This is a genomic window from Stenotrophomonas maltophilia (assembly GCF_025642255.1).
Taxonomy (GTDB): Bacteria; Pseudomonadota; Gammaproteobacteria; order Xanthomonadales; family Xanthomonadaceae; genus Stenotrophomonas; species Stenotrophomonas maltophilia_P.
Genome location: NZ_CP106759.1, coordinates 3,419,708 through 3,439,357 on the forward strand (window position 1 = coordinate 3,419,708; position 19,650 = coordinate 3,439,357).

Annotated in this window: 15 protein-coding genes; 9 read left to right on the forward strand and 6 right to left on the reverse strand. The window is 67.9% G+C overall.

From position 1 onward, the window contains the following. The first annotated feature begins 264 nt into the window (after window positions 1-264). Entirely contained in the window at window positions 265-1,434 is a 1,170-nt protein-coding gene (locus tag N8888_RS15610; RefSeq protein ID WP_053517412.1) for an OprO/OprP family phosphate-selective porin, read from the forward strand. A 68-nt stretch (window positions 1,435-1,502) separates the two neighbouring features. Then, a complete protein-coding gene (locus N8888_RS15615) occupies window positions 1,503-4,148 on the forward strand; it encodes a hybrid sensor histidine kinase/response regulator (protein ID WP_065175120.1) in 2,646 nt (881 codons plus the stop codon). A gap of 280 nt (window positions 4,149-4,428) precedes the next feature. On the opposite strand, the gene N8888_RS15620 is transcribed toward N8888_RS15615, so the two are convergent. Genes N8888_RS15620 through N8888_RS15635 form a run of 4 tightly spaced genes read right to left on the reverse strand, consistent with a single transcriptional unit; the run spans window position 4,429 to window position 8,262 of the window. After that, a complete protein-coding gene (locus N8888_RS15620; protein WP_053517414.1) occupies window positions 4,429-5,076 on the reverse strand; it encodes a response regulator in 648 nt (215 codons plus the stop codon). 60 nt (window positions 5,077-5,136) lie between these two features. Continuing rightward, window positions 5,137-6,192, reverse strand: a complete 1,056-nt coding sequence (locus tag N8888_RS15625) for an ABC transporter substrate-binding protein (RefSeq protein ID WP_263175704.1) — start codon at window positions 6,190-6,192, stop codon at window positions 5,137-5,139. Next, complete coding sequence (locus N8888_RS15630) at window positions 6,189-7,580, reverse strand: sensor histidine kinase (protein WP_164152822.1); 1,392 nt, start codon at window positions 7,578-7,580, stop codon at window positions 6,189-6,191. The genes N8888_RS15625 and N8888_RS15630 overlap by 4 nt, the downstream gene beginning before the upstream one ends. Further along, the gene (locus N8888_RS15635) at window positions 7,573-8,262 is read right to left on the reverse strand and encodes a response regulator transcription factor (RefSeq protein WP_053517418.1); all 690 of its coding nucleotides are present in this window, start codon (window positions 8,260-8,262) and stop codon (window positions 7,573-7,575) included. The genes N8888_RS15630 and N8888_RS15635 overlap by 8 nt, the downstream gene beginning before the upstream one ends. Before the next feature lie 326 nt (window positions 8,263-8,588). Between N8888_RS15635 and N8888_RS15640 the strand changes: the two genes are divergently transcribed. From N8888_RS15640 to N8888_RS15655, 4 genes are all read left to right on the forward strand, one after another. Continuing rightward, window positions 8,589-9,728: an OprO/OprP family phosphate-selective porin gene (locus N8888_RS15640; protein ID WP_065175123.1), complete on the forward strand. Its 1,140-nt coding sequence runs from the start codon at window positions 8,589-8,591 to the stop codon at window positions 9,726-9,728. A gap of 73 nt (window positions 9,729-9,801) precedes the next feature. Then, a complete protein-coding gene (locus N8888_RS15645; protein ID WP_053517450.1) occupies window positions 9,802-11,130 on the forward strand; it encodes a CitMHS family transporter in 1,329 nt (442 codons plus the stop codon). Between the two features lie 25 nt (window positions 11,131-11,155). Further along, a complete protein-coding gene (gene phbB / locus N8888_RS15650; RefSeq protein WP_263175707.1) occupies window positions 11,156-11,896 on the forward strand; it encodes an acetoacetyl-CoA reductase in 741 nt (246 codons plus the stop codon). A gap of 140 nt (window positions 11,897-12,036) precedes the next feature. Then, complete coding sequence (locus N8888_RS15655; protein WP_263175709.1) at window positions 12,037-14,313, forward strand: TonB-dependent receptor; 2,277 nt, start codon at window positions 12,037-12,039, stop codon at window positions 14,311-14,313. 81 nt (window positions 14,314-14,394) lie between these two features. On the opposite strand, the gene N8888_RS15660 is transcribed toward N8888_RS15655, so the two are convergent. Continuing rightward, window positions 14,395-15,648, reverse strand: coding sequence for a flavohemoglobin expression-modulating QEGLA motif protein (locus N8888_RS15660; RefSeq protein ID WP_065175125.1), 1,254 nt, complete (start codon window positions 15,646-15,648; stop codon window positions 14,395-14,397). Between the two features lie 123 nt (window positions 15,649-15,771). Next, the gene (gene rsgA / locus N8888_RS15665; protein WP_065175126.1) at window positions 15,772-16,881 is read right to left on the reverse strand and encodes a ribosome small subunit-dependent GTPase A; all 1,110 of its coding nucleotides are present in this window, start codon (window positions 16,879-16,881) and stop codon (window positions 15,772-15,774) included. A 115-nt stretch (window positions 16,882-16,996) separates the two neighbouring features. Between rsgA and N8888_RS15670 the strand changes: the two genes are divergently transcribed. From N8888_RS15670 to N8888_RS15680, 3 genes are read left to right on the forward strand one after another with little or no spacing between them, the layout of a single operon-like run. Continuing rightward, complete coding sequence (locus N8888_RS15670; RefSeq protein WP_065175207.1) at window positions 16,997-18,271, forward strand: pyridoxal phosphate-dependent aminotransferase; 1,275 nt, start codon at window positions 16,997-16,999, stop codon at window positions 18,269-18,271. A gap of 3 nt (window positions 18,272-18,274) precedes the next feature. Beyond that, window positions 18,275-18,892 (forward strand): SGNH/GDSL hydrolase family protein, encoded by a 618-nt coding sequence (locus N8888_RS15675; RefSeq protein ID WP_065175127.1) that lies wholly within the window; start codon window positions 18,275-18,277, stop codon window positions 18,890-18,892. Between the two features lie 4 nt (window positions 18,893-18,896). Continuing rightward, on the forward strand, window positions 18,897-19,613 hold the full coding sequence (locus N8888_RS15680) for a class I SAM-dependent methyltransferase (RefSeq protein ID WP_263175712.1): 717 nt from the start codon (window positions 18,897-18,899) through the stop codon (window positions 19,611-19,613). Window positions 19,614-19,650: the final 37 nt, after the last annotated feature.

The window sequence follows — 19,650 nt, forward strand, 5'->3', positions numbered from 1 at the left end:
GAAGCTGGTCACCGCCCCCCTCGCTCCACGCGCAGGGTGGCGACCAATGGACGCCTTTGTACGCGCCGGGCACGCCAACGCAGATAACCTATTGGTACTAGCCCCCCGGTTCAGGTGGCCGGCCCCCCTAAACTGGCCCGGCATCGCACCGCGCCGGGAGGCCGGTGGCGCGGGCTGAACGGCCCGTGGCGTCCCTGCCCAAGTTCCGGCCCTGGCGGCCGTTGTTGTCCTGACCCTACGCAATCCGAGAGAGCCGCACCCAACATGCGCCCCATTCCCACCCTGCTGGCCCTGTCGCTGGCCGCCCTGCCCGCCTTCGCGTCCGCTGCCGATTTCGACAACTGGCCGACCAAGTACGCGTTCGGCGACGGCACCGAGCTGGCGGCCACCGCCAACATCGCCTACGACTACAACGATTTCTCCTCCGGCAGTGGCCTGGACGATGACGATGCCGTGCGCCGCAAGGAATTCGGCGCCACGCTGAAGAAGAAGGGCGTGTACGACGCGATGGTGTACTACGACTTCCAGGCCGACACTTGGCTGGACGTGTTCCTGCGCCTGGAGAGCAAGGCCTTCGTGGGCCGCGACATCGGCCGCTTCCGCTTCGGCTACATGAAGACGCCGGTCGGCCTGGATGCCAACACCTCCTCGCGCGCCGGTAGCTTCCTGGAGACCGCGCTGCCGGTGCAGGCGTTCTACGCCGGCCGCCGCACCGGTGTGGAATGGGTGCTGGAGCGCCCGCAGTACCTGCTGCAGGCCGGTGCCTACGGCGGCAAGGACCTGCAGGGCGACAACCCCGGCACCACGCAGGCGGTACGTGCGGTGTGGACGCCGGTGAAGGCGCCTGGCGATGTGATCCACCTGGGCCTGGCCTACTCGCAGGAAAACCCGCGCGGCTACCGCGATGGCCGTGACGTCCATCACGAGGCCAGCGCACGGTTGCGCGCGCGCCCGGAAGCCGGCCTGACCGACATCCGCTACGTGGATTCCGGCGCGCTGGTGACCGCCGACCAGATCCGCCGCACCGGCCTGGAAGGCATCTGGATCCGTGGCCCCTTCTCGCTGCAGGCCGAAGCGCTGCAGGCCACTGTCACCCGCAACGACGGCAAGCCCGACTACACCGGCCACGGCCAGTACGCGATGGCCAGCTGGGTGCTGACCGGCGAGTCCCGTCCGTACAACGCCGGCGCCGTGGCCAACATCAAGCCCGCCCACGACTATGGCGCGGTCGAGCTGGTGGCACGCTACAGCCGCCTGGATCTGGACGACGGCAGCATCCTGGGGGGCCGTCAGCACGACCTGACCCTGGGCGCGAACTGGTACCTGACCAGCCATTTCAAGTTCCAGGCCAACTACGTCAAGGTCGATGCCAGCCGCCGCGGTGTGCACAGCACCCCGGAGATCTTCGAACTGCGCGCACAGATGCACTTCTGATCCGCGCCACGGTGCGGAATCCGGCGGGCATGCACGTCATGCCCGCCCTCACTGCGTAGACTGCCGCCATGTACTGGCTCGGCCGCCACCGGATGCTGCTGCTGACCCTCCTCGCGCTGGCCGGAGGCACCGTGCTGTGCGCGATCGCGGCGGGCCACTACGCGTGGCGCAGCGCCTTGGCGGCCGAGAGCACGCAGGTCCAGCGCCAGCTGCAGCTATACGGCCAGGGCCTGCAGCAGCGTATCGACCGCTTCGGCACCCTGCCGCAGGTGATGGCACTGGACCCGGACCTGCTGCGCGTACTGCGCACGCCGCCCTCGCCCGCCGAGCGCCAGCAGCTGAACCTGAAACTGCAGCGCGCCAACCAGGTCACCCGAACCTCCACCCTGACCCTGGTCGGCCGCGATGGCGTCGCGGTCGCGGCCAGCAACTGGGACCAGCCGACCACCAACGTCGGCGAGGACTACAGCTACCGGCCCTATTACCAGCAGGCCCTGGCCCACGGCCGCGGCCGCTTCTACGGCATCGGCATGACCACCGGCGTGCCCGGCTATTTCATGTCCGAGGCGATCGTCGACGACCGCGGCCAGCGCATCGGCGTGATCGTGATCAAGATCGAGCTGTCGGCGCTGGAACAGGAGTGGCTGAACAGCCCGGACGTGGTGCTGGCCAGCGACAACCATGACGTGGTGTTCCTGTCCAACCGCGATGCCTGGCGCTACCGCCTGCTGCGGCCGCTGGGCGCGGACGAGCGCCGCGAGATGCTTGATGCCCGCCAGTATGCCGACCGCTCGTTGCAGCCCCTGCGGGTGCGTACCGAGGATGTGCTGGCCGATGGTGGCCGCATGGTGCGCCTGCTCGACCCGGTGCTGCCGCAGGCGATGCTGTGGCAGAGCCTCGCACTGCCCGACGAACACTGGAACCTGCATCTGCTGCACGATGCCAGTGCCGCCACCAGCGCCGGACGCGGTGCCGCCCTGGCCGGCGCCGCTGCGTGGCTGGCGCTGGGGTTCCTGCTGCTGTTCGTGCAGCAGCGCCGGCGCCTGGCCCGGCACCGCCAGCGCAGCCGCAGCGAACTGGAAACCCTGCTCAAGCAGCATGCACAGGAACTGCGCACCGCCCAGGACGGATTGCTGCAGGCTGCCACCGATGCCGACAGCGGCCTGAGCCGCAGCCTGGAGCACCTGCCGCAGGGCGTGGTGATCATTGATCGCGAACAGCGCCTGGTCGCCTGGAATTCCCGCTATCTGGAACTGTTCCGCTTCCCGCCGGGGCTGGTCCGTGTCGGCCGGCCCATCGAAGAGCTGTTCCGCTACAACGCACGCCGCGGCCTGCTCGGGCCGGGGCCGATCGACGAGGCCATCGAGCGTCGTCTGAACCACCTGCGCAGTGGCCGCCCGCACATGCGCGAGAGCGAAAAGGACGATGGCACCGTTCTGGAGATCCGTGGCAATCCGCTGCCTGATGGCGGCTTCGTCACCAGCTACGCCGACATCACCAGCTACAAGAACGCTGCACGCGAACTGCGGTCACTGGCCGATGCGCTGGAACACCGCGTGGCCGAGCGCACCCATGACCTCGACGAGGCCCGCCGCGAAGCCGAACAGGCCAACCGCTACAAGACCCGTTTCGTCGCATCCGCGGTGCACGACCTGCTGCAACCGTTGAACGCCGCGCGCATGTTCGTCTCCGTGCTGCGCGGCAAGCTGACCGACCCGGCGCAGCAGCAGACCACCGACCACATCGATGCCGCACTGGCCGCGCAGGATGCCATCCTCAACAGCCTGCTCGACATCGCGCGACTGGAGTCAGGCAGCCTGCCCACGCGCGTGCATGCGTTCCGGCTGGGCCCGCTGCTGCAGACGCTGGCACGCGAGTTCGGCATCGCCGCGCAGACACGCGGGCTGGTCGTGGACTGGGTGGATACCCGCGCGGTGGTGGTCAGCGACGAAGCACTGCTGCGCCGCATCCTGCAGAATTTCCTGTCCAACGCACTGCGCTACAGCGAGCGTGGCCGGGTGCTGCTCGGCTGCCGCCGGCGCGGAGACCAGTTGTGGATTGAAGTGCATGACCAGGGCCCCGGCATTCCTGATGCGCTGCAGGGTGAAATCTTCGAGGAATTCCGCCGTCTGCACGATGGTCACCAGCGCGGCGCCGGCCTGGGCCTGGCAATCGTCGACCGTATCGGCCGCCTGCTCGGCCATCCGATCCGCCTGCGCTCGCAACTGGGGCGAGGCAGCGTGTTCGCAGTGGGCGTACCTCTTGGCGATGCCAACGCGATTCCCGCTGTTGCGCAGGCACCGGCGCAGGCACAGGAACCGGCGGCAGACAATCCGCTGCGCGGCCGCCGCGTGTGGGTGATCGATGATGATCCGCATGTCTGCGCTGCCAGCCGTGCCCTGCTGGAGCGCTGGGGATGCGAGGTGGTGCTGGCCGATGGCCCCCAGGCCGCGCTACAGCTGGCCGGCGTGGGGTCCGTCCCGGAGCTGGTGCTGCTGGACGTTCGCATGGGCGACCATCACGGGCCGGTGCTGTACGAAGTGCTGGCCGAGCACTGGCAGGCACGGCCGCCGGTGGTGCTGGTGACCGCCGAGCGCGACGCAGGACTGCGCGAAATGGCGGCCGAACGAGGCTGGGGCATGATGGCCAAGCCGGTGAAGCCGCCCGCGCTGCGGGCGCTGATGACACAATTGCTGATCCGCCATCGCGGGTGACATGTAACGCAGTTCATGGTTGAGGTCGGACACGCTCCTTGTTCGTCCGCTCACGGCGAAGAAAAAGAAGATCAAAAGCGGGTCGCGACGCCGCGCTTGCCCGTGTAGAGCCGAGCCCATGCTCGGCTCCACAGAAGGCGGCCGGACAGGCTGCTTCTGCTTTTGATCTTTTCCCTTTTCCGTGGGTGGCAGGCCACCGAAATCTGTCAGAGATCGGCCGGGTTGGGTTCGCGGGGGCGTCCGCCGCATGGATGCGGCAGCCAAGCCTCCAGGGACGGATTCACGGCGCTCCCGCATCACCTTCCGGCTCAAGCGCCTTCACCAGCACCGCGGCCTGCGTGCGGCTGTGGCATTCGAGCTTCTTCAGGATCGCGGTGACATGCACCTTCACCGTGTTTTCGGCCAACCCCAGCGTGTAGGCAATCTGCTTGTTGAGCAGGCCATCGGCCAGGCACAGCAGCACCCGGAACTGCTGCGGTGTCAGCTGCGCCAGGCGGCTGGCCAGCAGTGCATCGGCCTCAGAACGCTCGGCCGCCATCGCCGGGAACCACAGGCCACCCTCCAGCACCGCCGTCACCGCCTCGCCAATGGTCTCGGCGGGCGCCGACTTCGGGATGAAACCGGCTGCGCCGAACTGCTGCGCGCGCCGGATCACCCGGGGATGATCGTTGGACGACAGGATCACCACCGGAATGTCCGGATGCGAGCCACGCACGTGCAGCAGCGCGGAGAAACCGTGGGCACCGGGCATGGTCAGGTCGAGCAGCACCAGGTCCACGTCAGGATGCGCATCCAGCGCCTCGGCGAGCGCTTCGGCACTGGCCACCTCGCGCACCTGGGCAAGTGGCAGGCTCTGCCGCAATGACTGCACCACCGCCGAACGCAGCAACGGGTGGTCATCGGCGATCAGGATGGTGTATTCGCTCATGCGGCCATTGTACGGGCAGCGCACTGCATCCGCCGGGCATGGCCCGGCGCTACCAGGGCATCAGCGCCCCGCCGGCTCCACGCTGCTGCGCCAGGCATCGAAGAACTGGCGCCGCTTGAGCGCGTCCAGGTAGACCAGCAGTCCCGGCCCAAGCTGGATCGGGCGCCGGCTGCGACCGGGCGCATCATCGCGCCGGGCATCGCTGCGCACGATCGGCATCAGCCGCGCCTCGCGCGACAGCACCTGCTGGCCACGCGGCGACAGCAGGTAATCGAGGAAACGCCGCGCCTCCTCCGGATGCGGACCGGTGCGCGGGATCACGGCCGTGCGCAACACCACCAGCGTGTAGTCCTCCGGCTCGATGATGGCCAGTGGCGCGCCGGCATCGATGCGCGCCTGCGCGTACGAGCCGAGCACGTTGTAGACCAGCGACAGCTGGCCGCTGGCAACCTTGTCCAGCAGCACCCCGGTGCGCTCCTCGCGAACCACCTCGTTGTCGCCGAGCGCCCCGAGCAGCGCACCGGCAATGCTGCCACGCTGCGCATCCTGCGTGGCCAGCAGGTAGCCCACGCTGCTGCGTTCGATGTCGTAGGTGCCCACCCGTCCGCGCAGGGGCGCGCCTTCCGCGCGCAGCAGGTCCAGCAGCTGCCGGCGTGTATGCGGCACCTTGGCAGCAGGCAATGTGCGCGTGTTGTGGACCATCACCACCGGCTCGTAGCTGATCCCGAATGCCTCGCCCCGCCACTGTGCCCAGGCCGGCAGCGCCGCGGTCTGCGCCGAGCGGTGTGGCAGGGCATGACCGTCATTGACCAGCTTGGTCTGCAGGTCCATGCCGCTGGAGATCAGCAGATCCGGCGACGCATGGCTGGTGCGGTCCTGCAGGTAACGCGCGTACAGATCCTGGGTGATGATGTCCTCGTACACCACTTCCGTGCCGGGATGCAGCCGCTGGTAATCGGCGATCACCACGGCGAACACCTCGATGTCGGTGGTGCCGTGGATGCGCAGCTGGGCAGTGGCGGTCTCACGTGCGGGGAAACGGCGCACATCGCCGGGTGCAGCCTGCGCAGGCAGAGCCAGCAGCAGCGCGATGACGGCGGCAAACAGGCGGATCATGGGTTGCTCCGGGGCAGGCGGATGGTGGCGATCAGCCCCCCCTGCGGGCGGTTGCTGAGGTCGATATGGCCTGAATGGCTGTCGATCACGCGTTTGACGATGGCCAGCCCCAGGCCGGCGCCACCGGATGGCACGCCTTCGCCACGGGCGAATCGCTCGAACACCCGTTCGGCGTCGGCCGCGGCGATGCCCGGGCCGTGGTCGGCAATGGTCAGCACCGCCTGGCCGCCCTCGACCGTAAGTGCGATCTGCAGCGGACCATCGCCGCCATACTTCAACGCATTGTCGACCAGGTTCTTGATCGCCTCGCGCAGCAGCAGCGCATCGCCGTGCACATGCACCTGCTCGGAAGTGACGGCCAGCTGCACGCGCGGCGCGGGACCGGCCTGCGGCAACGCATCGTGCAATGCCTGGTGCACGGTTTCTGCCAGATCCACCGGCGCGAACCGCTGCAGATGCGAACGGTGGATCACGCTGGCATCGCTGAGCAGCTGGTTGAGCAGCCGGCTCATGTGCGTGGCATTGCGCTCGATGGCCTGCAGGCTGCGCCGCATGTCCTGCGGGTCGTCATCATCCAGCGCCAGCTGCGCCTGCGCGCGCAGGGCGGCCAGCGGGGTACGCATCTGGTGCGCGGCTTCCGCCATGAACGCGCGCAGGGTCTCGTTGCTGCTCGACAGCCGCTCCATGAAGCGGTTCAGCGCCGCCACCATCTGGTCCATCTCACGGGGCACACGTGCATCCAGCGGCTTCAGGTCCGACGGTTCACGGCGCGAGAGTTCGCGTTCCACCCTCACCAGTGGCCGGAATGCACGGTGTACACCGAAGGCGACCAGCGCCAGCAGCAGACCGGACAGCACACCGATCGCCAGCAGCGACCGGTTGACCATGTCCTGCGCCACCGCCTCGCGCGCGCGCCGGGTCTGGCCGACCTGCACCAGCACCTCGCCCTGCGCGGACGCAGCAGCGAAGCTGCGGCCCACCACCACGAACCGCACGGTCTCACCGCTGTAGCGCGCATCGAAGAACTGCGGTTGGCTCCCCGGCCGCCGGGGTGGCACCGGCAGGTCGCCGTAGCCGGTGATCAGCGTGCCGCGACTGTCCGCGACGCGGTAGAACACCCGGTCCTCCGGCGCCATCGCCAGCAGGTCGAGCGCCGCGTACGGCAGGTCGACCTGCCATTGGCCATCGGCCAGCGCCACCGAATCCGCGATGGACAGTGCAGAGGACGCCAGCAGGTGATCGTAGGAGCGATTGGCCGCACGCTGGCCGTAGTCGCGTGCGGCAAACAGCAGGGCGACTGCGAACACCGCCAGCAGCGCACCCAGATACAGCAGCAGGGTCCGCCGCAGCGAACCCGGCGCGGCCGCTGCCGGGCGCGCGTCAGCCATCGCTGTCCACGCCTTCGTCGCGGGCCTCGAGCAGGTAGCCGACGCCGCGCACGGTCGTGATGCGCAGCGGCGCGTCGGCGAGCTTCCTGCGCAGGCGGCCGACATAGAGCTCGATCGCGTTCGGCCCGGCCTCGTCGTCGAAGCCGAACAGGCCGTTGCCGATCTCATCCTTGCCGACCACGTGGCCCAACCGGCCGACCAGGATTTCCAGCAGACGGTACTCGCGGTTGGGCAGCTCGATGGGCTCGCCATCCAGGGTGACCCGATGCGCGGCATTGTCGAACTGGAAGCCGCCCACCTGCACCACCTCACTGGCCTGGCCGCGGGCCCGCCGCAGCAGCACGCGGCAACGCGCCTCGAACTCGCGGAAGTCGAAGGGCTTGCCGAGATAATCATCGGCACCCACGTCCAGCGCCTGCACGCGGTCCTCGATGCCGTCGCGCGCGGTCAGCATCAGCACCGGCGTGCTGTCGCCGCGCTCGCGCATGCCGGCCAGCACGCGTAGCCCATCAAGCTTGGGCAGGCCGATATCCAGCACCACCAGATCGAAACTCTGGTAGCGCAGCACGCTTGCGGCGGCCAGGCCATCGGCCTGCCAATCCACCGCGTGCCCACTGCGGCGCATGCGACGGATGATCGCATCAGCCAGATCCGGGTTGTCTTCAACCAGCAGCAGGCGCATGGGGACAAGCGTGGGAGGGGAAGCGAATGCTACCGCATGCGGCCCGGCCTGCCCGCCGGGCGTGGCCTGGCGCTACCCGGGCGTCGCGGGGGGGGATGGATGGACCGGCGCGACCGGGCAGCCTGCCCGGGGGTAGCGCCGGGCCATGCCCGGCAAGCGCAGCGGCCGCTTTTACGCTGCAACGCACAAACCGCTGACAGGCGGATGACAGCTTGCGCGACCCAGACTGCGGCCGCGCACCATCCGGTGCCCACGATTGCCGCGCGCCTGGCGCGCACCTGGGAGGGTTTGTGGAATTCACGTTTGCCTGGCCGCGTTCCGCCGCCATGATGGCCCTGGCTGCGTTGGCTGCGCCGGCCTTTGCCGCTGATGACGAGCGGCCGGTCACCGCCACGCTGGGCGGTCGCCTGCACCTGGACTTCGCCACGTTCGACAATGACAACCGCGGTACGCCGAACAAGGATGACACCGAGATCCGCCGCGCCTGGCTGGATGTCTCCGGCAGGTTCTTCGTGGTTGACTACAAGATGGAAGCCGACTTCTCCGGCGACCGTGTAGAAGCCAAGGACGTCTACCTGGCACGCAGCTTCGGCAAGGCCGGCAAGCTGACGGTCGGCCAGTTCAAGCAGTACTTCTCGCTGGATGACCGCACCAGCTCCAACTACGGCAGCTTCCTGGAGCGCGGCAATGCCGGTACCACGCTGGCGCCGCTGTACCGGCTGGGTGCCTCGTGGCAGGCCAATCCGGGTGACTTCACCTGGGCCGCCAGCGTCTACAGCCTGGAGAGCATCGATGCCTGGCAGGTGAAGGGGCGCGCCGCCGGCGGCCGCGTGACCTGGGCGCCCTCGCCCAGCGACGGCGATGTACTGCACCTGGGCCTGTCGCTGGCCCGTGAGGCGTACGACAACCCTGGCGCCAACGGTGTGCCGGCACTGCGCATCCGCCCGCGCCCCGCCGGCCATCTGTCCGATGAGAGCCGCCTGACCCTGGTCGATTTCTCCGCAGGCCGCGATACCGACGTCAACAAGTGGTCACTGGAGTACGCCCAGGTCCGCGGCCCGTTGTCATGGCAGGGCGAGTTCAGCGGTGCGACCTTCGATGACGGCGCCCAGCGCGGCGACGTCATGGCCGGCTACGGCATGCTCAGCTGGTTCGTTACCGGCGAGAGCCGCGCCTACGACCGCAAGACCGGCCGCTTCGCCAGGGTGAAGGACATCCGCCACAAGGCCGGTGCCTTTGAAGTGGCGCTGCGCTACGACCGGATGTGGGGCGCGCAGCACCTCGACGGCGCTCCCGACCTGCGCCGCGGCAGTACCGAAGCCTGGACGCTCGGCGGCAACTGGTACCTGCGCGACAACCTGCGATTCATGCTCAACGTCATCGAAAGCCGCAACCGTGACCGCCTGGCCGGGATCACGGTGGACCGCACGCGCGCCGTGACCGGCCGCCTGCAGTACGACTTCTGAGCCTCTTCCACGCCCTCCTCCGCACCCGCCCCTCCCTTTCCCACGTCCTGTTTTCTCAAGGAGTCCGCAGATGATGCTGAGCATCCTCGGCTTTGGCATGGTCATTACATTCATGTACTTGATCATGAGCAAGCGGCTGTCACCGCTGGTGGCCCTGATCACCATCCCGATCCTCTTCGCGCTGATCGGTGGCTTTGGCGCCGGCATCGACGAAATGATGCTGGAAGGCATCAAGAAGATCGCGCCGACCGGCGTGATGCTGATGTTCGCCATCCTCTACTTCGGCGTGATGATCGACGCGGGACTGTTCGATCCGCTGGTGCGGGTGATCCTGCGCTTCGTCAAGGGCGATCCGATGAAGATCGTGCTCGGCACCGCCGTGCTGGCGATGCTGATCTCGCTCGATGGCGATGGCTCGACCACGTACATGATCACGGTCTCGGCAATGCTGCCGCTGTATCAGCGGCTGGGCATGAACGCGCTGAACATGACCTGCGTGACCATCCTCGCCGGTGGCGTGATGAACCTGACTCCGTGGGGCGGCCCGACCGCACGCGCCGCCACCGCACTGCACGTTGATCCTGCTGATGTGTTCGTGCCGCTGATCCCGTCGATGGTGATCGCCTGCGCGGGCGTGCTGCTGCTGGCGTGGTACCTGGGCCTGAAGGAACGCCGCCGGCTGGGCGTGGTGACGCTGCCCAAGGGCGGCAGCTGGATGGACAGCAGCGTGTCCGACGACAGCAATGCGCTGCCGACGGTTGAGGATGCCGAGGACATCAAGCGGCCCAAGCTGCTGTGGGTGAACCTGGTGCTGACCCTGGTCCTGATGACCGCGCTGATCGTCGGCGTGCTGCCGATGCCGGTGCTGTTCATGGTCGGCTTCGCCATTGCCTTGGTGATCAACTACCCGAACCTGGCCGAGCAGCGCCGTCGCGTGGTTAACCACGCCGGCAACGTGCTGTCGGTGGTGTCGCTGATCTTCGCGGCGGGCATCTTTACCGGCATCCTCAACAACACCGGCATGGTCGAGGCGATGTCGCACAGCTTCCTGGCGGTGATTCCGGATTCGTGGGGCCCCTATCTGGCGGTGATCACTGCCGTGGCCTCGATGCCGTTCACCTTCTTCATGTCCAACGACGCGTTCTACTTCGGCGTGTTGCCGATCCTGTCCGAAGCCGCTGGCAACTACGGCATCACGCCGGTGGAAATGGCCCGCGCCTCGCTGGCCGGCCAGCCGGTGCATCTGCTCAGCCCACTGGTGCCCTCCACCTACCTGCTGGTGGGCCTGGCCAAGGTCGAGTTCGCCGACCACCAGAAATTCACCCTGAAGTGGGCCATCGCCATCTCGCTGCTGTTGATGGTCGGCAGCCTGCTGTTCGGCCTGTATCCCCTCGCCGCCTGATCCCGTTACCAAGGAGCGTTCCGCAATGACTCTTCGCATCGCTTACGTCACCAGCGGCATGGGCAGTGTCGGCACTGCCATCTGCCAGAGCCTGGCCCGCGCCGGCCATACCGTTGTTGCCGGCTGTGCGCCGAACTCGCCGCGCAAGGCCAACTGGCTGCGCGAGCAGCGCGAGCAGGGCTTTGACTTCATCGCCTCCGAGGGCAATGCCACCGACTGGGCCTCGACCAGCGCCGCCTTCGCCAAAGTGCGCGCGGAAGTGGGAGAAGTGGACGTGCTGGTCAACAACTCCGGCGGCAGCCGCGACCTGCTGTTCCGGCAGATGACGGTGGAGGACTGGAACGCGGTGATCGCCTCCAACCTCAACGCGCTCTTCAACCTGACCAAGCAGGTGGTCGATGGCATGGCCATGCGGGGCTGGGGACGCATCATCAACATCGGTTCGGTCAGCGCCCACAAGGGGCAGATCGGCCAGGTGAACTACGCCACCGCCAAGGCCGCCATGCATGGCTTCAGCCGGGCGCTTGCCGCCGAAGTAGCGTCACGCGGAGTGACGGTCAACACGCTCTCGCCGGGCTACATCGCCAGCCAGGCCATCAGCAGTTTCCCCCCGGATGTCCTGGACCGCCTGGCCGCATCGGTGCCGGTGCGGCGCCTGGGCCGTCCGGAAGAAGTCGCCGGCCTGTGCGCCTGGCTGGCCTCGGACGAGGCGTCGTATGTGACCGGCGCCGATTATCCGGTCAATGGTGGGCTGTACATGGGCTAATGAGCCGCCCCGGGTGCGCCGCCAACGCGGCGGCGCGTACCCGCATGGGTGTTCCGTAAAGAAGCTTTCATGTTCCGTTCGCATAGTGGGGCGGCATCGCGCACGCACGCCGGTGCCCATCCCCCATGCAACGGACCACCATGCAGACTCGACACCTGACGATCGCCGTAGCGATCGCGCTTTCCGCCGCTACCAGCGCCTCCGCCGCCGATACCGACGCCGCGCCCAGCGCGCAGACGCTGGATACCGTCTCGGTGATCGGCCAGGGCGAGACCCGTCAGGTGCAGCGCATCACCAGCGTCGACAAGCAGGTGCTCCCGCCAGGCACCAGCGGCCAGAAGATCCTCGATCGGCTGCCGGGCGTCTCGGTGCAGTCCAACGATGCGTTCGGCGCCAATGAGGAGTCGCAGACCATCAGCCTGCGCGGATTCGACAAGAGCCGGCTGGGCTATACCCTCGATGGCATTCCGCTGGGCGACAACAGCTACGGCAACTACAACGGCCTGAGCATCGCCCGTGCGCTGATCGCCGAAAACCTGGCCGGCGCCGAGCTGTCGCAGGGCATCGGTTCACTCGGCGTGGCCTCGACCAGCAACCTCGGCGGCACCATCCAGTACTTCTCGGCCGATCCGTCCACCGAGTTCGGCGGCCGTGCCAGCGTCACCGTCGGCGACGACAATCAGCGCCGTGGATACCTGCGCGTGGATACGGGCGACCTCAACGGCTTCTCTGCGTATGTCTCCGGCGTTCACCAGGACCAGGACATGTGGGCCGCGCCGCATCAGAACCAGACCACCCGCCAGTTCAATGCCAAGGCCGTGTGGAACGTGGGCGACCATCGTTTCGGTGCGTTCGTGGCGACCTCGCGTGCCAGCCAGGCCAACTACGCCTACCTGTCCAAGGACATGCTGGCCCGGGGCCTGGGCTGGGACTGGAACATCTATGCGCCGGACTGGAACCGCGCGGTGGCCGCCGCCTACTGCGCGCCGGCTACGCGTGATCCGGCGCGGTGTGCCTACAGTGGCGGCGTCACCAGCATCGACGATGCGTACTACCAGAGCCGTGCGCTGCGCGATGACAACCTGTACTCGATCGATGCCGACCTTCGCCTGGGCGAGCAGGGCCGCCTGAAACTGCTGGCCTACCACCATGACAACCGCGGCCAGGGTCACTGGTGGGCGCCGGGCCAGCCGTCCTACCCCGGCACCGACCGGATGCTGCCGATCTCCATCCGCAGCACCAACTACACGATCAACCGCGACGGCATGACCGCAGCGCTGTCATGGACGGCGGGCATCCACGAGCTGGAAGCCGGCCTGTGGTACGAGCAGAACGACCACAACGTGTCGCGCAATTTCTACTACATCAGCGGTCCGTTCCTGGACGACCTGTACCTGAAGAATCCGGACCGCCTGCTGTTCAACCAGGACTACGACATCCGCACGCAGCAGTTCTACGTGCAGGACCGCATGCGCTTCCTCGACCAGCGCCTGACCGTTGATGTCGGCATCAAGAGCCCGAACACCCGCATGCGTGCCACGGCCCGCCCGGGCGTGGAAACCCGCCTGGCGTCCGGCACACTGACGGCCAAGGAGTCGGCGCTGCCGCAGCTGGGCGTGGGCTTCAAGCTCAACGCCAACAACGAGCTGTTCGCCTCGTACGCCGAGAACATCGCCGCCTTCGTCGGTGGTGGCAGTGGCGGCCCGTTGCAGGTGGCACCGGAATCGTTCGCTGCCAGCGCCGACCTGGAACCGGAAAAGTCGAAGAGCTTGGAGGCCGGTTTCCGCACGTTCGGCGAGAAGTACCAGGCCTCGATCGCCGCCTACAACGTCACGTTCGACAACCGCCTGCTGTCACTGAACCCGTGCTCCAGCATCGAAGTGGGCACCCGACCGGAGTGCGTGACACGCTTCATCAACGTCGGCTCGGTGAAGAGCCACGGCGCGGAACTGACCTTCATCCTCAAGCCGGTCGATGGCCTGCAGTGGTACAACGCGCTGTCCTGGAACAAGACCACCTACGAAGATGACTACATCTCCGGCGGCGCGGTGGTGCCGGTGGCCGGCAAGATCACGGTGGACACGCCGCAGCGCATGGCCTCCAGCGAAATCAGCTGGAACCGCGATGGCTTCTTCGCCAGCCTGCGTGCCAAGTACACCGGCAAGCGTTATTACACCTACACCAACGATCAGTCGGTGCCGGGCGTGACCACCTTCGATGCGGGTGCCGGCTATGACTTCGGCCCTGGGCTGGGACTGCGCAACGTGCGGGTCTCGTTGAACGCGACCAATCTGACCAACAAGCGCTACGCCGGCCAGCTGAGCTCGTTCGCGCCGACCGACCCGGAAGGCAAGCGCTACGCGATCCACGCCAGCGCACCGCGGCAGGTGTTCATGACGGTGGCGGCAGAGTTCTAAGTCAGAAGCGGGCGCTGCGGCGCATCGAGTGTTCCTGCATGGCGCGGGCAGGCAGGCCCATGCAGGATCCGCCAACGCATGTCACTCCGGCGCCAGCTGGTCCATCCGTATCCGGTTGGCAAACAGCGAAAACGCCAGCATGCCGGCCAGGCCATTGGCCCGGCTGACCCAGTGCGGCAGCCAGCGTGGTGGCTTCAACACCCCGGCCTGGAACAACGGTGCGAACGCGATGGCGTCCTGCAGGCTCATCTTGCCCGCGAACAGCCACCGGCAGACCTGCAGGCGATCCTCGGCCAGCATGTGGCGGAAGAAGGTGTGCACCGAAACCAGCCCGCGCAGGTACACGGTGTCCTTGGTGAAGGCCAGCCCGCCGCCGGGGGGCACCCCGCGGAACACGCGCTGGGCCGATGCGAAGCTCTCTTCCGGGTTCTGCCCGGCATCGCAGAAGTAGCGGAACACCTCGATGAAGTCGGCGCCCTCGCGGGCCATCGCGATGGCTTCGGTACGCAGGCTGATCCGCTTCAGGCGCTCGATGTCGATGCTGCCGGTGATCTGCTCGGCAAACGTGGCCAACCCTTCCTGGGTAGCCGTCACCCGGGGTGAGGACAAGGCCAGGCTGGGCAGCACCGGTTGCTCCCGGCCATTCAACGCGGTCAGCGAATGCACCAGTGCTTCGTGATGGAACAGCTGTGCACGATCGTAGGCGCTGAAACGCGCACTGGTACGCAGGCGGATCCGCGTCGGCCCGGCAGCCGCCTTGGACACCAGTTCCGGGTCCAGCTGCACCTGGATGATCCGCGATTCGAAGAAGGCATCCAGATCGTTCTGCAGCTGCAGTTGCAGCGCGATCGCAGACACCGGTACCTGTTCTTCCGGCGCCAGCAGTTCATGGTCCAGCTCGGCCGCGATCTGGATGAAATGGCGCGCTGCATCGCGCGTGCTCGGGCCATTGCCCGGCAAGGGCTGTTCGGGGGCGCCGAACAGCTGCACCGAACAGGTGTCCACCGCTGCGGTACCCAGGCCCTCCAGCAGGCGTGCGGCCAGGTCCCAGCTGTGCGCGGACTGCTGCACGTAGTGACCCAAGGGATGCCCCGCGTCGCAGTCGGCGGCGATGGCCGCCAAGGTGCGGCGTTCCTCGCTGAAATCCAGCTTCGGGTAATCCACCTTCGGCAACTGCGGCTGCCCGCGCGCAACGCTGTCCAGGAACGGTGCCTGCACCGTCGCCGGCCAGCTGGTCAGGCCCAGCAGGCGGATGCCACCCACGGCCTCGACCAGCCGCGCATCGAGCGCCGCATGGTGGGCCACCTCGCGATCCAGCACGGCGGTCGTTTCCATGCGCGGACTATAGCGCCCTGCCCGGCCGTGCGCTGTCCTCCGCGCGCCCAGCATCAGTGAAGGCGTTACCCCGGCAACCCGGGATGAATCTCCATGCAGCCGCGCCCGTGGCCGGCTGCCTCATCACCGACGTCGCGGCTTTCCTGCCGGACGGAACTGCTGGCCCTTGCCTTTCCTGCCACCTCGTTCCTGCGCGGTCTCGGCCTGGCGCACGGCCAGCTTGGCGGCCGCAGCCGCCACTTCTTCCTTCAACTTGAAGTAGTTCAGCAGCCGGCTTTCCTCGATCTCACCCGCGTCGATGGCCGCCCGTACCGCACAACCGGGCTCCTGGTGATGCGAGCAGTCGCGGAAGCGGCACTGTTCGGCCAGTGCTTCGATATCGGCGAAGCCCCCTTCGGCCAGCGTCTCCTCGCCGGTCGGCTTGAGCTCGCGCATGCCGGGCGTGTCGATCAGGCAGGCGCCGGTCGGCAACGGCATCAGCGCACGATGGGTGGTGGTATGACGCCCGCGTGAGTCGTTGGCGCGCACCGCATTGGTCTTCATCCGCTGCTCGCCAAGCAGCGTGTTGGTCAGCGTGGATTTGCCGGCGCCGGAGGAGCCCACCAGCACCACGGTGCGGCCCGGCCCCAACCATGGCTGCAGCACAGCCACGCTGCCAGCATCCAGGCCATTGATGGCATGCAGGGCGATCCCCTGCATTTCCAGTTCTTCCAGCACCGCCAGCGCATCTTCGCTGTATTCGGTCTGGTCGGCCTTGGTCAGCACCACCACCGGTTCGGCACCGCCGCCGCCCACCAGCAGCAGGTAGCGCTCGATACGGCGTGGATTGAAGTCCGCATCCAGCCCGCAGACGATGAACACCGTATCGATGTTGGCCGCGATCACCTGCTGGTGATAATGCTCGCCGGCGGCACCGCGCTTGATCGCGGTGCGACGTGGCAGCAGCGCCACGATGCGGATGCCGTCGAGCAGCACCCAGTCGCCGACCGCCGGCCGCTCATGGCTGGGAAAGCGTGGCCGCTGCCATTCCGGCAGCGATTCGGCCTTGATCGCAGCGTCCGGGGCGTCGGCCACGACATAGTGCGTACGGTGCTGCTCGATCACCCGGGCCGGGCGGGCCTGCGGGTGCTCGGCCATCATGGCCTGCCAGTCGGCCTGCTGCGCCGGGCCCGGCCAGGGCCAGCCGATGGTCTGCAGGGCGGTGAAATCGGGGGTCTGGGTCATCGCCTCCATTCTACCCGTGCCAACGCCGCTCCAGCCCAGCAGCGGCGGGCCCTGGGGGCCTTGCCATGCAGTGCAGCAATTCCGCTACCATGGAACCTCCATGCCATCCGACGGCTCACCGACCATGTCAACCTCCGCGCCCAAGCCCCTGGCCACCCGCGAGCGCCTTTCCGAAGTGCGCTACGAAATCCGCGGAGAACTGGCCCGGCGAGCCCGGGAGCTGGAGGCGCAGGGCCGCAAGCTGATCAAGCTCAACATCGGCAACCCCGGCAATTTCGGCTTCCGCGCCCCGGAACACCTGCAGCGCGCGATCGCCGACGACATGGGTCGCACCGATCCCTATACCCACCAGCAGGGCCTGCCGGTGGCGCGCGAGGCGATCGCTGCCTACTACACCCGTCGCGGCGCTCCCGACGCGCACCCGGACCGTGTGTTCGTCGGCAACGGCGTCAGCGAACTGATCGACCTGTCGCTGCGTGCGCTGCTCAACCCCGGCGATGAAGTGCTGGTGCCGTCCCCGGACTACCCGTTGTGGTCGGCCTCCACCATCCTCAACGACGGCCGGCCGGTGTACTACCGTTGCGCCGCCGAGAACGGCTTCCAGCCGGACCCGAGCGAGATCGAGACCCTGGTGTCCTCGCGCACCCGCGCGATCGTGCTGATCAATCCGAACAATCCCAGTGGCGCCAGCTACCCGCGCGAACTGCTTGAACGCGTGGTGGACATCGCGCGCCGGCACAACCTGCTGCTGCTGGTCGACGAGATCTACGACCAGATCCTGTATGACGAGGCGGTGTTCCAGCCGGTCGCACCGCTGGCGGGCGACCATCCGTGCCTGACCTTCAGCGGGCTGAGCAAGGTGCATCGCGCCTGCGGCTGGCGCGTGGGTTGGGCGCACCTCAGCGGCGATGACGCACGCCTGGGCGACTTCCGCGCGGCGATGGACCTGCTCAGCGCGCTGCGCCTGTGCGCCAATGTGCCCGGCCAGTACGCCATCGAAGCCGCGGTGAACGGGCCCGACACCATTTCGGCACTGTGTGCCCCGGGCGGGCGCCTGTACGAAACCCGCCGCGCGGTGATCGAAGCATGCGAGGCCAGCGAGCATCTGTCGCTGGTGGCCCCCGCCGGCGCGCTGTACGCCTTCCCGGCGGTGGTCGGCGCTGCCGCCAAGGGCTTCGACGATCACACCTTCGCCCTGGACCTGATGGACAACGAGGGCGTGCTGGTGGTGCCAGGTTCCAGCTTCAACGTGCCCTACCGCAACCACTTCCGCGTAACCCTGCTGCCGGAGGCCTCGGTGATGCGCGATGTGTTCGCCCGCATCGACCGCGTGCTGGCCCGCCGCGCCGAGGATGCAACCAAGGTCGTACCGATCAAGCCACGCCGTTCGGTGGCCTGAGTCGTGGGCTTGTCCTATCTGGCGCTGGGCGACTCCTACACCATCGGTGAGGCCGTCGCGGTCGAAGGCCGCTGGCCCCATCAGCTGGCCGCCGCGATGCGCGCACAGGGCGTCGCGCTGGCCGATCCGCAGACCATCGCCACCACCGGCTGGACCACGGACGAGCTCGATGCCGGCATCGACGAGGCCGCCCCGCAGGGGCCGTTCGACTTCGTCAGCCTGCTGATCGGGGTCAACAACCAGTACCGCGGCCGCCCGCTCGACGAATACCGCACGCAGTTCCAGGCCCTGCTGCAGCGCGCGATCGGTTTTGCCGGCGGCCGTACCGATCGGGTGCTGGTGCTGTCGTTTCCCGATTGGGGCGTGACGCCGTTCGGCGCCAGCAGCGGCCGACACCGTGGCCGCATCGGCATCGAAACCGACGCGTTCAACGCGGCTGCGGAGCAGGTCTGCAGTGGCCTCGGCGTCGACTTCGTCGACATCACCGACATCAGCCGCGTCCACGGTCACGACCCGGCGATGATCGCCGAAGACGGTCTGCACCCCTCCGCGCGCATGTATGCATTGTGGAGCGAGCGCGCCTTGCCGGTCGCCCTGCGCCGGCTCGGCGACGCGGGCTGACCCGATGGACGGCACGCCACGGAATGGCACGCCCCTGCCCTGCTCCCCGCTGACCTCCCCGCAGGCCCGCGCGATCGCCGAGGCGTTCCGACCTGCACAGGCCTGGGGCAGCCGCCGCGACTATTACTACACCCGCGGCAAGCTCGGCAGCGATCCGTTGTACGACGGCGTGCTGCAACAGCTGCCCGAGGATGGCCAGCCGGTGCTGGACCTGGGTTGCGGACTGGGCCTGTTCGCGCATGTGCTGCGCCAGCGCGGGCGCGGCCAGCCCTACCTCGGGGTGGACGTGGACGCCGCCAAGATCGAGCGGGCGCGGCAAGCCGGTGAAGGCCTGCCGGCCGTGCGCTTCGAATGCCTGGATGTGCAGGCTGCGCTGCCGTCGCACGTCGGCCATGTACTGCTGCTGGACGTGGTGCAGTACCTGGATGCCGGACCGCAGCAGACGCTGCTGCGTGCCGCAAGCGCGCGGGTGTCCCCCGGAGGACGGCTGCTGCTGCGCACGCCGCTGGCGACCGGTGATGGCCGGGACCGCACCACGCGGGTCGCGGACCGCCTTGCCTGGCTGGTGGGCTGGATGGGTACCCGCCCGCGGCACTATCCCCAGCCGAAGACCCTGCTGGCGACACTGAGCGAAGCGGGATTGCGCGTCGCCGCACCACGGCCGCTGCACGGGCGCACACCGTTCAACAGCTGGCTGGTGGTGGCCGAACGGCCTAGGTGACGCCGCGCGTGGCCCGGCGCTACCGGATGCCTGCCCA